We start from the raw sequence: 13,639 nt of genomic DNA, 5'->3' as shown, positions 1-13,639 counted from the left end.
GCAGGAACGGATGAGGTCAGGGAACGGAATGGCCGGGCCGGAGCCGTCCAGTCGTCGGAAACAGAATGCCGGGCGGATCGACAGATCGATCGAACCCGGAGAACCCTAGAGGCAGGTCACTGGGGTGTCCGGTCAAGGCTTGAACATGGAACTCTTGCCGAACGGCCACAAATCTAGTGCTTCAGGCTTGGGAAGCAAGTGATGAATCGAGCGGCAGTTGCTGGCCTTGCAGCAGGCGTTGTGCAAGCGGAGGGTGCTGGCGTGGCAGCAGGCGTCTTGCCAGCGGTGGTTGCTGGCCTTGGAGCAGGCGTTGTGCCAGCGGAGGATGCTGGCCTTGCAGCAGGCGTCCTGCCAGCGGCGGTTGCTGGCCTTGCAGCAGGCGTTGTGCCAGCGGAGGATGCTGGCCTTGCAGCAGGCGACGTGCCAGCGAATGATGCTGGCCTTGCAGCAGGCATGATGCCAGCGGAGGATGCTGGCCTTGCCAGCGTGATGCCAGCGGCGGTTGCTGGCCTTGCAGCAGGCGTCGTGCCAGCGGATGGTGCTGGCCTTGCAGCAGGCATGATGCCAGCGGAGGATGCTGGCCTTGCAGCAGGCGTCGTGCCAGCGAATGATGCTGGCCTTGCAGCAGGCATGATGCCAGCGGAGGATGCTGGCCTTGCAGCAGGCGTGATGCCAGCGGCGGTTGCTGGCCTTGCAGCAGGCGTTGTGCCAGCGGTGGTTGCTGGCCTTGCAGCAGGCGTCCTGCCAGCGGCGGTTGCTGGCCTTGCAGCAGGCGTTGTGCCAGCGGAGGTTGCTGGCGTGGCAGCAGGCGTCCTGCCAGCATCCACTCCGGATCGTCCACACATCTTGACACGCAGAACGAGAAATCCCCCGGCAGCCAGAGCCACCGGGGGATTTGAAAGCTGATCTGTCGACGGGCTACTTCAGCAGCACCATCTTGCGGCTCTCGGCCTGGCCGTTGGCTTCCAGGGTGTAGATGTAGACACCACTGGCCAGGCCGCTGGCGTCGAAGTCCACCGAGTGGCTGCCCGCGTCCAGCTGGCCGTTCACCAGAGTCGCCACCGATTCACCCAGCAGGTTGTACACATTCAGGCGTACATCCGAGCTGCGCGGCAGGCTGAATCCGATACGGGTCAGCGGATTGAAGGGGTTGGGCCAGTTCTGGGCCAGGGCGAACCCGGCGGGCTGGCTGCTGCCTTCCACGGCCACGTTGGTCAGCACGATTTCGGAATAGCTCTCGAGCTGGGTCCGGTCGAGCATGCCGACCGCCGGGCAGCCATCCATATCACTGGACTCGTAGGAAATGCGGTAGACCAGATCCTCGCGGTCGGCGAAATGGAACACCAGCAGCTGGTCGTAGTTGGGCAGACCGCTGTAGGACACGTGCGCCCGGAACTTGGTGCCACGCCACTGGGGCAACCAGCCGTCCCAGTCCATCGCGCTCGTCCACTCGCCGTTGGCGAAGACTTCCAGGTCCAGCTCCATCAGGCCGCCGTCTTCGGGCGTGCCCAGCAGGTCGCTGGGATGATGGTAGAAGGCGATGTTGTCCACGCGCACGTCAAAGGGGCTCTCGTTGAAGACATGCACGGGCTCGACCCAGTGGGTGCTGTCGAGGAAGGCCGTGTCGCCCGTCCAGCTGTCGCAGGTCCAGGAGTACCAGCGGCTGTCGGTGACCAGCCCCACGTGGCCCGCGGCGTTCCAGGGAGTCCCGGTATGGGGCGGAATCGCGCTGACCGGGACCTTCTGGTAGATCATGTCGTTCAGAGTCTCGGCACCTTCGGGAGGATCGAAGGGAATGCCACCCGGATCCAGATCGTGCACGAAGCTGATGTGCAGGAAGCCATTGTGAGCCACGCTGGCCATCGAGGGCCAGTCTTCCGCATCACAGGAGCCACTGGCACAGCCCGGAGTCTGTGTGTCGGTCAGGTTCACCGCGGGACCCCAGCTCATGCCGTTGTCGGCCGAGCAGCGGGCCATGATCTCGCCGTTGTAGTAGCCGGCGGCGCTGGTGTCGGCGCTGGTGTACTCGGACCAGATGGTGTACAGATAGCCGGTGGTCGGGTCCACGGCCATCTGGGGCCGGTCGCGCCACATGCGCCAGGCCTGGGGCCGCGCATAGAACAGGTCTTCTTCGGTGATGCCCGAATTGTATCCCGCCACGTGGCTCCATTCACCCGTGTCCACATTCATGTGCCAGATCTGGCCACGACCCAGATTCCAGTTGTAGTAGACCAGCTCGCTGGTGTCGCCGTCGCCATCGTGCACGGTCAGTGTGTCCGTGAACATCACGTCGGCCGAGAAGGCCATGTGCAGATTCTCGGACGCGGTCATGTCGAAGAGGCCGTCCACATCACAATAGGCGCGGCAGCCATAGGGGCCGAAGGGAGACTCGGAACCGGGACCGAAATCGGTCAGGTTCATCACGTTGCCCCCGCTGATCTCGGCGGCCAGGTTGCCGTTCTCGGCCAGGTAGGCCTTCACGTCGTGATGGATCTGGATCCCGATCTCCCCGCCTTCGGGAGGACCATCGTAGGGCATGTCCTCGGGACCGGTCTTGTCGAAGAACAGGATCGCGGCACGGCTGGAGTACGGCGCGGCCACAGGAATCGAACCCAGGGCCTCACTGTTGGTGGTGAGTGTGTAGTAGGTCCCGTTGTCCCAGGTGAAACCGTCGGTGCTGGAGTCGTAGAAGTGGGTGTTGGGGGCATCGCTGTCGGAACTGCCGTAGCTCACCATGTGAATCCGGTCGGCGGCGTCCACGGCCACGTGCGGCCAGAGGTAGTTGGTGCCGTCGTGCTGCAGCAGATTGAAGGCCAGCGTGCAGCCGGCGAAGTCCACGGACATCCAGGACACGGCGGGAGTGCTGGTGTGCAGGCCCACCACACCGGAGTTGGCGGCCAGAGTATTGCCCGGGTTGGCACCTGTCACCGCGCTGGTGGTGTAGCCCGTGCGCTGGGAGAGGGCGTCCGTGGGACCGATCAGGCTCATGTCCGAGGGATCCACGCACCAGGCCTGGACCCGTCGTCCCGCACCGGCATCCACTCCTCCCATGAAGGAACCGTGCACGATGCCATCGGAGGAAACCGCCAGCATGCGACTGGTGGTGCCGTTGTGCTGATAGTCGTACCGGGTGGTGCCGACCACGGAGAAAGTGCCCATCCAGTCGTCGGTCCGCTGGGCGGAAGGAGTTTTCACAATTCCGTTGGTCACCGGCACATCAAGGGCCGCATTCACCCGATGGGCATCCGGAGCCTTGGGGGTCTTCTGGGCCTCTACGGCCTGGGTACTGGCCAGGGCACTTCCGCCAGCCAGACAGGCACACAGAGCCAGGATCAGGTTCTTTCTCATGTCACTCCTCGCTGCTTCATACATGGAAAACGGCATGGCGTCCGCATCCGGTGCGCCGGAGATTCCGCTGGACCTGTCCAGGGAAAGTCGGATGGAAAGTGAAGCGTACCGGAAGCGAGCGCGACAGGCCCTGAAGTTATCACTTGCCACCTCTCTGGCAAGCAAAAGCCCCCGATCCCGAAACCACCCTTGACCAGAGCATGCCGCCCCCCGCCAGACCCGCCACCTTCCCACCATCCGGAACCGCCAGCCCCCGCCAACCAGAAACCCGCGCAGCACTCCCCGAGGCGCCGCCTCCCGCCAGCCAGGAGTTCGCACAGCGAACTCCCGAGGCGCCGCCTCCCGCCAGCCAGGAGTTCGCGCAGCGAACTCCGAGCTGTCAGGCCCCCGCCGGGGCCTGACAGCCGCTTGTGGCTTCTCGCTTCGTTCGCAATATTCGCCGGGCAGTCACCCAAGCTGCCGCTCCCCCCGATTCCAGCGGGAGCGAACCGACAGACGCCAGCGCCTGTCCGGCCCGCCCGATTCCGGCGCCGCCGACAGGCGTTTTCATTGAAGAGGAAGGGAATAGCCGTGAGCACGCATCACAAGGTTCTGATCATGGGTGGCGGACCCGCAGGGTTGACCGCAGCGCTCTATACCTCCCGCGCGAACCTGAATCCCACCCTGGTCGAAGGCATGCAGCCCGGAGGGCAGCTGACCATCACCACCGAGGTCGAGAACTTTCCCGGCTTCGAGCACGGCATCATGGGCCCCGAGCTGATTGACGTCATGCACAAGCAGGTCGAGCGCTTCGGCACCTCCTTCATCAATGGTACCGTCACGCGTGTGCAGTTGGACCAGCGCCCCTTCAAGCTGCAGATCGACGACAGCGAGCACACCTGTGACGCGCTGATCATCGCCACCGGAGCCAGCGCGCGCCTGCTGGGCCTGCCCGGAGAAGACACCCTGATGGGCTACGGCCTCAGCGCCTGTGCCACCTGCGACGGCTTTTTCTTCCGTGATCGCGAGATCTGCGTGATCGGCGGCGGCGACAGCGCCATGGAGGAAGCCAACTTCCTGACCAAATTCGCCAGCAAGGTCACCATCATCCACCGTCGTGAGGAGTTCCGGGCTTCGGCGATCATGCTCGAGCGCTGCCAGAAGAACCCGAAGATCGAGTTCCTGCTGAACCACGCCCCGGTCGAGTTCAAGGGCGATCCCCAGAACGGCGGCCTCAAGTCGGTCATGCTCAAGCACACCCAGACCGGCGAGCTGGTGGATTTTGCTGTGGACGGGTGTTTCGTGGCCATTGGCCATGTGCCCAACACGGGCCTCTTCAAGGGCGTGCTCGACATGGACGCCACCGGCTATCTGGAAGTCCAGGGCCGCACGACCTACACCAACGTGCCGGGCGTCTTCGCCGCCGGTGATGTGAGCGACCACCGCTATCGCCAGGCGATTTCCGCCGCGGGTTCGGGCTGCATGGCCGCCATCGACGCCGAGCGCTGGCTGGACGAGCAGGAAGGATGAACGTCGGACACTGGCGCGTCGACACGCTGATCCTGGGCCGCTTCCGCCTGGATGGTGGCGCGATGTTCGGAGTGGTGCCCAAGGTGCTCTGGGAGAAGGTGGCCCCGGCCGACGAGGCCAACCGGATCTCCCTGGCCATGCGCTGCCTGCTGCTGCGTGACGGCAAGCGCACGGTACTGGTGGACTGTGGTCTGGGTCACAAGGAGGACGAGCGCTTCCGCGCTCAGTTCGCCCTGGAGCAGGCGCCGGGCATCCTCGATCTGGAACTGGCCCGCCTGGATTGCCGGTCCGACCAGATCACCGACCTGGTGCTGACCCATCTCCATTTCGATCACAGCGGCGGCGCGATCCTGCGGGAGAGCGACGGCCGACTGGTGCCCCAGTTTCCCAACGCCCGGATCCACCTCCAGCGTCGCCAGTGGCAGTGGGCCTTCGAACGGCATCCCCGCGACCGCGCGAGTTATCTCAGCGACAATCTGGAACCCCTGAAGGACTGGGACCTGAACCTGCTGGATGGGGAAGGCCCGATCCTGCCCGGGCTGTCCGCCATCGTGGTCGACGGACACAGTCCCGGCATGCAGATGATCGCGCTGGACGGAGATCCGGGCCTGATCTATCTGGCCGACCTGATTCCCACGGCGGCCCATCTGCCGCTGGCCTGGGTCATGGGCTACGACCTGGAACCGCTCAAGACGGTCGCCGAGAAGCAGCGCCTGGCGGGGTGGGCCCTGGACCGGCGTACGCACCTGGTTTTCGAACACGACCCCGAGCTTTCATCCGTGGTCTGCGGGGAGGGCGCCCGGGGGCCGGAAATCCTTGAGCGTCATCCGGATCTCTGATAGGAACACCTGTATCACCGCAAATCGTCGCCTGTTTGAAAACTGCGGGCCGACTGGTAGATTCGGCTTCGTTTTTGTCAGGGTTTCCAGTCCAAGATCCAGAGAGCCGCACCGCGACCGGATGGCCTGTGCCGTGTGAGTCGCCCCGAAGCCGGTCCAGCCGGGTCGCCCTGCACATTTCCCCATTCATTTCTGAAGTGACAGCCGCCCATGGCCTTTCGATTCAACGAATCCGAGCTTCAGCAGATCAACACCCTCCTCGCGCGCTACCCCAGCAAGATGAGCGCCACACTGCCGCTGCTGCACATGGTGCAGCGCCGGGAGGGCTGGGTCAGTCCCGATGCCATCGAGGAAGTGGCCCGACTGCTTGAACTCACGCGAATCCACGTCGCGGATGTGGTCAGCTTCTATACCATGTATCACCGCAAGCCCATCGGCAAGCATCTGGTCAGCGTGTGCCGCACGCTCTGCTGCCAGCTTGTGGGCCAGGAAGACCTGAGCGCCTACCTGCGCCAGCGCTTCTCCCTGGCCGACGATCACGTGGCCACCGATCCCAGCGGCACCTTCACCGTGGAACACGTCGAGTGTCTGGGTGCCTGCGGCGCCGGCCCCGTGGTGATCATCGACGGCCAGTATCACGAGCGGGTCACCGTCCAGCAGCTGGGCGAATTGCTCGACAGCCTGCAGGCCGCTGCGGGACACAGCCGGGAGGCCCAGGGCAATGGCTGAGTTCATCACCTTTCCCAGTCTGGCGTACACCGACCGGGCCGGCCTGGACGCCTACCTGCAGATGGGCGGATACAAAAGCCTGCGCAAGGCGCTTACCGCCATGCAGCCGGGCGAGATCACCGAGACCGTCAAGCAATCGGGCCTGCGCGGACGCGGTGGAGCCGGGTTCCCCACGGGCATGAAGTGGAGCTTTCTGCCCAAACAGAACGAGAAGCCGGTCTACCTGGTCTGCAACGCCGACGAGGGCGAGCCCGGCACCTTCAAGGACCGGGACATCATGCGCTACGCGCCCCACCAGTTGGTGGAAGGCATGCTGATCGCGGCCCGGGCCATCGGCTGCAACCGGTCCTACATCTACATCCGGGGTGAATTCACCGAGCCCTATCGCTGCCTGGAGAAGGCGATTGAAGAAGCCCGCGAGGCGGGCCTGATGGGCAAGAACATCCTGGGCACCGGATTCGATCACGAGATGTATCTGCACCTCGGTGCCGGGGCGTACATCTGCGGCGAAGAAACCGCCCTGCTCAATTCTCTTGAGGGTCGCCGGGGCGAACCCCGCACCAAACCGCCCTTCCCGGCCATCGAAGGCCTCTACGGCTGCCCGACCATCGTCAACAACGTGGAAACCCTGGCCGCCGTGGTTCCCATCATCGAGCACGGACCCGAGTGGTACATCGCGCTGGGTACCGCCAAGAGTCCGGGCACCAAGCTGTTCTCGATCTGTGGCCATGTCGAGAAGCCCGGTGTCTACGAAGTCAAGATGGGCACCCGCTTCATGGACTTCTTCATGAACGACTGCGGCGGTGTGCGCGGCGGCAAGAAGTTGAAAGCCGTGATCCCCGGCGGCAGTTCCGTGCCCATGCTCACGGCCGAGCAGTGCGAGACCCTCTGCCTGGACTACGAGAGCTGCGTCGAGCACGGCACCATGCTGGGCTCGGGCGCGATCATCGTGCTGGACGAGACGGTCAGCATTCCCCACGCGGTCCAGAACCTGTCCAAATTCTACAGCCACGAGAGCTGTGGCCAGTGTACCCCCTGCCGCGAAGGCACCCACTGGTTCGAAATGATCATGAACAAGCTCATCGCCGGTGAAGCCCGCCGCGAGGACCTGGATCTGCTGCTGGACATCGGCAAGCACATCAGCTTCCGCACGATCTGCGCCCTGGGTGCGGCGGCGGTGGCACCCATCGAATCCTCGCTGGCCCGTTTCCGCAGCGAGTACGAAGCCCTGATCCGAGACTAGGAGCATCCGTGGACAATCTGCCGTTCCTGATTCTCAGCCTGCTGGCCGTGATCGGCGCCATTGGAGTGATCAGCCTGCGCAGCCCCGTGAATGCGGTGCTCTGCCTGCTGCTTACCATGGTCTCGCTGGCGGGTCACTACGCCATGCTGAATGCGCCCTTCATGGCCGCCGTGCAGGTCATCGTCTACGCGGGTGCGATCATCATCCTGTTCCTCTTCGTGGTCGTGCTGCTCAACCTGCGCGAAGACGTTCTGAAGAAGCGCACCTTCAAGCCCAGCCGCATGTGGTACGCCTTGCCCGGACTGGGCGTGCTGCTGGTGCTCACCGGTCTGTTCCGTGCCGGCACGGGCTGGATCAGCGGCGGCCCGGCCGAGCCGGGCACCATCGAAGCCCTGGGCCACAGCCTGTTCACCCGCTGGCTCTATCCCTTCGAACTCACCGGAGTGCTGCTGCTGGCCGCCATGGTGGGCGCGGTGGCCATGACCCGGCGCAACGACTCCGGGGAATGAGCGCGCTCCCCGTGCCCCGGCGACCCTGAGCCGCGCGTGTCGCACGCGCCTCGAACCTGAACCTCGTGGAGGCCCTGGCCATGATCCTTGGAGCCAATCATTATCTGCTGCTGGGACTGCTGCTGTTCGGCATCGGCACCATCGGCGTGCTCGTGCGGCGCAACATCCTGATCATCCTGATGTCCGTGGAGCTGATGATCAACGCGGTCAACCTGCTGCTGGTCGCCTTCTCGCGATACAACGGCAACCTCGACGGTCAGGTCTTCACCTTCTTCACCATGACGGTCGCCGCTGCCGAAGTGGCCGTGGGCCTGGCCATCGTCGTGATGATCTATCGCCACACCGGCAGCACGGACATTGGCCGGATCCGCCTCTTCCGCGGATGACGCCACCCCGGGGTCGCCCGGACACCGCGGGCCCTGCCCGGAAACGTGAACGCCAGTCAAACAGGACGCCTGGATGGAACACAACGCACTCTCTTCGCTGCTGGGCTGGATTCCCCTTTTTCCCCTGCTGGGGTTTCTGGTCAATGGGCTGCTGGGCAAGCGCCTGCCGATGAAACTCTCGGGCACGCTGGCTTCTGTGGCCATCGGTGCCTCCTTCGTGACCTCGGTGCTGGTCTTCATGCAGTTCGTCCAGCTGGAGGAGAGCGCGCGACTGATCAGCGTGAGCTTCTTCCACTGGATGCATGTGGGCGGACTGAGCCTCGACTGGACCCTGCAGCTCGATCCGCTGTCGCTGGTCTTCGCGCTCTTCGTCAGTGGCGTGGCCACCCTGATCCACATCTACAGCATCGGCTACATGAGCGAGGAGAAGAGTTACTGGCGGTATTTCGCCTACCTGAACCTTTTCTGTTTCAGCATGCTCATGCTCGTGCTGGGCGGCAACTATCTGGTGATGTTCCTGGGCTGGGAAGGGGTGGGTCTGTGTTCCTACCTGCTGATCGGATTCTGGTTCACCGACATGGAAAAGGCCATCGCGGGCAAGAAGGCCTTCGTGGTCAACCGCATTGGCGACTTCGGCTTTCTGGTGGCCATGTTCCTGATGTTCGCCCACTACGGCACACTTGATTTCCTCCCGCTCTTCGACGCCATCGGGGGCGAAGCAAGCGGTTCCTGGCTGCCCACCGCCATCGCACTGTTCCTCTTCATTGGCGCCACGGGCAAGAGTGCCCAGATTCCTCTGTACGTCTGGTTGCCCGACGCCATGGCCGGCCCCACGCCCGTCTCGGCCCTGATCCACGCCGCCACCATGGTGACCGCCGGTGTGTACATGATCGGGCGCAGCCATGTGATCTACACTCTGGCACCCACCGCCCTGGCCGTGGTGGCCACCGTGGGCGCGCTGACCGCGCTCTTCGCCGCCAGCATGGGTCTGGCCCAGAACGACATCAAGAAGGTGCTGGCCTATTCCACGGTCTCCCAGCTGGGTTACATGTTCCTGGGCATGGGAGTGGGTGCCTACAGCGCGGGCCTGTTCCATGTGGTGACCCACGCCTTCTTCAAGGCCCTGCTCTTCCTGGGCTCCGGCGCGGTCATTCACGCCATGCATCATGTCTACCATGCGGTGCACGATCACCACAAGGACCCTCAGGACATGCGCAACATGGGCGGCCTCAAGTCACATCTGCCCATCACCTACTGGACCTTCCTGATCGGCACCATCGCCATTGCCGGGTTTCCGCCGCTGTCCGGTTTCTTCTCCAAGGACGAGATCCTCTGGAAGACCTGGGAGAGTGGACACACGGTGCTCTGGCTGCTGGGCTTCTGCGCCGCCGGCCTGACCAGTTTCTACATGTTCCGGCTGCTGTTCATGACCTTCCACGGCAAGTACCGTGGCACGGCCCAGGAAGCCAGTCATTTCCATGAAAACCCACTGGTGATGACAGTTCCCCTGATGGTGCTGGCCGTGCTGGCCGCGATCGCCGGGTTCTGGGGCCTGCCGCACTTCCTGGATGTCGCCCATGTGGGCAACCGCTTCGACGAGTTCCTGGCTCCCGTGTTCTACAGCGGCAGCGAGCTGCATCTGCGGCATGCGATGGCAGGTCACGGCAATGTGGCCATGGAATGGCTGCTGGCGGGACTGTCGGTCTGTGTGGCCATCGTGGGACTGCTGGTTGCCCGTCGTCTGTATCTGCGCGAAGACCGCAAGGCCGCCAGCCTGGTGGCACAGTTTCCCGGCCTGCATCGCCAGCTGCTGAACAAGTGGTACGTCGACGAGCTGTATCAGACAATCGTGATCAAACCCATCGGGGCAACCTGCGATTTCCTCTGGAAGTACGTGGACGCCCTGATCATCGACGGCGCGGTCAACGGTCTGGGCAGTCTGTGCGTGGCCGCGGGCCAGGGAGTCCGGCGCCTGCAGGGCGGACGCCTGAGCCACTATCTGGCCCTGATGGCCGCGGGCACCGCCGTGCTGATCGGCTGGGTTTTCTATTTCTGAGCTGTCGTGAGCGTCCGGGCGTGATCCGCCCGGTTCTCACCCACCCAACAAGGGAACATCCCGGGCATGATGGACAACCTGCTCCCCCTGCTGACATTCTTTCCCCTGCTTGCGGCAGGGCTGCTGCTGCTGATCCCCGCGCGGTCGGAGAGCACACTCAAGACCGCGGCCCTGGGGCTTGCGCTGCTCGAGTTCGTCTTCTCGATTCCGCTCTTCACCTCCTTTGTGGCGGAGCAGGGCGGCAGCATGCAGTTCGTGGTGAACTGGGACTGGATTCCCACACTGGGCGTCTCCTTCAAGCTGGGCGTGGACGGCATCAGCCTGCTGCTGGTGATGCTGACCACCTTCCTGCTGCCCGTGACACTGCTGGGCACCTGGAATGCCGTCCATGAGCATGTCAAGGGCTACCTTGTCCTGTTCTTTCTGATGACCAGCGGCATGCTGGGCGTGTTCGTGGCCCTGGACCTGTTCGTGTTCTACGTCTTCTGGGAATTGACGCTGATTCCCATGTACTTCCTCATCGGCATCTGGGGCGGACCGCGCCGGATCTATGCGGCGGTCAAGTTCTTCCTCTTCACCATGGCCGGCAGTGTGCTGATGCTGGTGGCCATCCTGTACCTGTACTGGCACACGGGCAGTGCGGGCAATCACACCTTCGATCTGGCCACCATCCTGTCCCAGTTCCGTGCGGGTCCCGACGAGCAGCTCTGGCTCTTCGGTGCGTTCGCGCTGGCCTTCGCGATCAAGGTGCCCATGTTCCCGGTGCACACCTGGTTGCCCGACGCCCACGTCGAGGCCCCCACGGGTGGTTCCGTGATCCTGGCCGGTGTGCTGCTGAAGATGGGCACCTACGGGTTCCTGCGTTTCGCCATGCCCCTGTTTCCTTCGGGCCTGCACCGTGCCATGCCCATCCTGGTCGCTCTGGCCGTGGTGGGCATCCTCTACGGCGCCTGGCTGTCCATTGCCCAGAAGGACGTCAAGAAGCTGGTGGCCTACAGTTCGGTGAGCCATCTGGGCTTCGTGATGCTGGGCCTGTTCGCGCTCACGCCCGAGGGCGTGGCGGGAGCCGTGCTGCAGATGATCAACCACGGCATCTCGACCGGTGCGCTCTTCCTTGCGGTGGGCGTGATCTACGAGCGCCGTCACACCCGCCTGATCGCCGATTTCGGCGGGCTGGCCAGGGTGATGCCGATCTATGCGGTGGTCTTCATGATCGTCTGTCTGTCCTCGATCGGCCTGCCCGGCACCAACGGTTTCACGGGTGAATTCCTGATCCTGCTGGGTGCCTTCAAGAGCTTTCCCCTGGCCACCGGGCTGGCCACCACCGGTGTGATCTTCGCCGCAGTCTACATCCTCTGGATGTTCCAGCGCGTGATGTATGGCCCGGTGAGCAATCCAAAGAACGCCGAGTTGCCCGACCTGAGTCTCAGGGAGATGGCCGTGTTTGCCCCTCTGCTGGTGCTGATCTTCTGGATCGGCATCTATCCCGAGCCCTTCCTCAGCCGACTGAACCCGGCCGTGGACACCGTGCTGCAACTGATCCAGTCCCGCTAGCCTTGAAATACCCGGAGACGACGTGAGCGAGTCGAGTTCCTTCAATACGCTGAGCCTGCTGCCCGAAATCGTCCTGGCCCTTGCCGGGCTGCTGATCCTGATGGTCAATGCCTTCAGTCACGATCGGGCGCGTGCCTCCTATCGCTGGATTGCCGGTCTGGGCTCGCTGGTGGCCCTCCTGCTGTGTTTCCAGCCACTGGCCACCGGTGACGCTTTCATGGGCACGGCGGTGATGGATGGGCTGGCGCTGGCGGGATCGGCCGTGGTGCTGGTGGTGCTGCTGCTGCTGGTCATCGGCGGAGAAGACTATCTGCGCACACGCCGGGTGCCGTTGGCCGAGTATCACTCACTCAGTCTCTTCGCGGCGGTGGGCATGCTGGCCCTGTGTTCGGCGGGCGACCTGGTGGTGGTGTTCCTGGGCATCGAGATTCTGTCGATCAGCCTCTATTGCATGGCCGCACTGCTCAACGAGCGCGAAGGCAGCCGCGAAGCCGCGCTCAAGTATTTCCTGACCGGCAGTTTCGCCTCGGGATTCCTGCTTTTCGGCATGGCCCTGGTCTTCGGATACACGGGCAGCACCTCGCTGACTGTCATTGGCGAGTCACTGCAGCGATTGGACACCAGCAACTGGATGCTCATCGGTGGCATCCTGCTGATGCTGGTGGGTTTCCTCTTCAAGGTCAGTGCGGTGCCCTTCCACAACTGGGCACCCGATGTCTACGAGGGCAGCCCCACCGTGGTCACCGTGTTCATGAGCACGGCGGCCAAGGCGGCAGCGTTCACCGGTTTCGCCCGGGTCTTCGTGCCCGCGCTTGGCGAGGCCTCGGCAAGCTGGGTCCCCATGCTGGCCTTCTGTGCGGGCCTTACCATGCTGGTGGGAAATTTCACGGCTCTGGTCCAGACCAGTTTCAAACGCATGCTGGCCTGGTCGGGTGTGGCACACGCCGGCTACCTGCTGCTGGGCATCATGGCCGCCGGGGACAATGCCCTGCATGTGCGCAGTGTGCTGTTCTACCTGCTGCCCTACGCCCTGATCAACGGTGTGCTCTTCCTGCTGGGAGCCGCGATCACGCGCCAGCGCGGAGGAGAATACGATCTGGATGATTTCAAGGGCCTTGCGGCCGACCAGCCCTGGCTGGCGATCCTGATGACCGTGTGCCTGCTGGCCCTGGCGGGCATTCCGCCCACCGCTGGTTTCGTGGGCAAGTTCTATCTCTTCATGGGTGCGGTGGAAACCGGTCATGTCTCACTGGCCGTGCTGGGCCTGCTGACCTCCGTCGTCAGCGTCTACTTCTACCTGCGGGTGGTGGTGTTCGCCTGGTTCCATCGTTCGCCCTCGGGCAAGCCCGCCTTCACCCGTCCCGACGGTGGCCTGATGTTCGTGACCACGGTGGCCTCGGGGCTGCTGCTGGCGTTGGGCATCTGGCCCAACCTCTGGCTGTTCATGACCCAGAACATCGGCTGAG

Annotated in this window: 11 protein-coding genes; 9 read left to right on the top strand and 2 right to left on the bottom strand. The window is 63.8% G+C overall.

The annotated features are described in order from the left end of the window. Nucleotides 1–181: 181 nt before the first annotated feature. Complete coding sequence (locus H6678_09845; protein MCB9474101.1) at nt 182–823, bottom strand: hypothetical protein; 642 nt, start codon at nt 821–823, stop codon at nt 182–184. 95 nt (nt 824–918) lie between these two features. Then, nucleotides 919–3,348, bottom strand: a complete 2,430-nt coding sequence (locus H6678_09840) for a T9SS type A sorting domain-containing protein (GenBank protein ID MCB9474100.1) — start codon at nt 3,346–3,348, stop codon at nt 919–921. Between the two features lie 597 nt (nt 3,349–3,945). On the opposite strand from H6678_09840, the gene trxB reads away from it, so the two are divergent. The 9 genes from trxB (at nt 3,946) to H6678_09795 (ending at nt 13,638) form a co-directional block, all read left to right on the top strand. Further along, nucleotides 3,946–4,857: a thioredoxin-disulfide reductase gene (gene trxB / locus H6678_09835; GenBank protein ID MCB9474099.1), complete on the top strand. Its 912-nt coding sequence runs from the start codon at nt 3,946–3,948 to the stop codon at nt 4,855–4,857. After that, on the top strand, nt 4,854–5,696 hold the full coding sequence (locus H6678_09830) for an MBL fold metallo-hydrolase (protein ID MCB9474098.1): 843 nt from the start codon (nt 4,854–4,856) through the stop codon (nt 5,694–5,696). The genes trxB and H6678_09830 overlap by 4 nt, the downstream gene beginning before the upstream one ends. A 210-nt stretch (nt 5,697–5,906) precedes the next feature. Further along, the gene (locus H6678_09825) at nt 5,907–6,425 is read left to right on the top strand and encodes an NAD(P)H-dependent oxidoreductase subunit E (GenBank protein MCB9474097.1); all 519 of its coding nucleotides are present in this window, start codon (nt 5,907–5,909) and stop codon (nt 6,423–6,425) included. After that, nucleotides 6,418–7,668: an NADH-quinone oxidoreductase subunit NuoF gene (gene nuoF, locus H6678_09820; protein MCB9474096.1), complete on the top strand. Its 1,251-nt coding sequence runs from the start codon at nt 6,418–6,420 to the stop codon at nt 7,666–7,668. Before H6678_09825 ends, nuoF begins: the two co-directional genes overlap by 8 nt. An 8-nt stretch (nt 7,669–7,676) precedes the next feature. Continuing rightward, nucleotides 7,677–8,177 (top strand): NADH-quinone oxidoreductase subunit J, encoded by a 501-nt coding sequence (locus H6678_09815; GenBank protein MCB9474095.1) that lies wholly within the window; start codon nt 7,677–7,679, stop codon nt 8,175–8,177. A gap of 80 nt (nt 8,178–8,257) precedes the next feature. Further along, on the top strand, nt 8,258–8,563 hold the full coding sequence (gene nuoK, locus H6678_09810) for an NADH-quinone oxidoreductase subunit NuoK (GenBank protein ID MCB9474094.1): 306 nt from the start codon (nt 8,258–8,260) through the stop codon (nt 8,561–8,563). A 73-nt stretch (nt 8,564–8,636) separates the two neighbouring features. Then, nucleotides 8,637–10,619 carry an NADH-quinone oxidoreductase subunit L gene (nuoL, locus tag H6678_09805; protein ID MCB9474093.1) on the top strand — a complete coding sequence of 661 codons (1,983 nt, stop codon included), beginning with the start codon at nt 8,637–8,639 and terminating at the stop codon, nt 10,617–10,619. Between the two features lie 66 nt (nt 10,620–10,685). Beyond that, nucleotides 10,686–12,173, top strand: coding sequence for an NADH-quinone oxidoreductase subunit M (locus H6678_09800; protein MCB9474092.1), 1,488 nt, complete (start codon nt 10,686–10,688; stop codon nt 12,171–12,173). A 22-nt stretch (nt 12,174–12,195) separates the two neighbouring features. Then, nucleotides 12,196–13,638 carry an NADH-quinone oxidoreductase subunit N gene (locus H6678_09795; protein MCB9474091.1) on the top strand — a complete coding sequence of 481 codons (1,443 nt, stop codon included), beginning with the start codon at nt 12,196–12,198 and terminating at the stop codon, nt 13,636–13,638. Nucleotide 13,639 lies beyond the last annotated feature (1 nt).

It is taken from the genome of Candidatus Delongbacteria bacterium (assembly GCA_020634015.1).
In the GTDB taxonomy this organism is placed as follows: domain Bacteria; phylum CAIWAD01; class CAIWAD01; order CAIWAD01; family CAIWAD01; genus JACKCN01.
This window is presented reverse-complemented; position numbering and strand designations above follow the sequence as displayed.

Coding starts and splice junctions, on each gene's coding strand:
- H6678_09845 (MCB9474101.1), bottom strand. CDS start 823: ATGCTGGCAGGACGCCTGCTGCCACGCCAGCAACCTCCGCTGGCACAA.
- nuoK (MCB9474094.1), top strand. CDS start 8,258: ATGATCCTTGGAGCCAATCATTATCTGCTGCTGGGACTGCTGCTGTTC.
- nuoF (MCB9474096.1), top strand. CDS start 6,418: ATGGCTGAGTTCATCACCTTTCCCAGTCTGGCGTACACCGACCGGGCC.
- H6678_09840 (MCB9474100.1), bottom strand. CDS start 3,348: ATGAGAAAGAACCTGATCCTGGCTCTGTGTGCCTGTCTGGCTGGCGGA.
- H6678_09825 (MCB9474097.1), top strand. CDS start 5,907: ATGGCCTTTCGATTCAACGAATCCGAGCTTCAGCAGATCAACACCCTC.
- trxB (MCB9474099.1), top strand. CDS start 3,946: ATGGGTGGCGGACCCGCAGGGTTGACCGCAGCGCTCTATACCTCCCGC.
- H6678_09830 (MCB9474098.1), top strand. CDS start 4,854: ATGAACGTCGGACACTGGCGCGTCGACACGCTGATCCTGGGCCGCTTC.
- H6678_09800 (MCB9474092.1), top strand. CDS start 10,686: ATGATGGACAACCTGCTCCCCCTGCTGACATTCTTTCCCCTGCTTGCG.
- nuoL (MCB9474093.1), top strand. CDS start 8,637: ATGGAACACAACGCACTCTCTTCGCTGCTGGGCTGGATTCCCCTTTTT.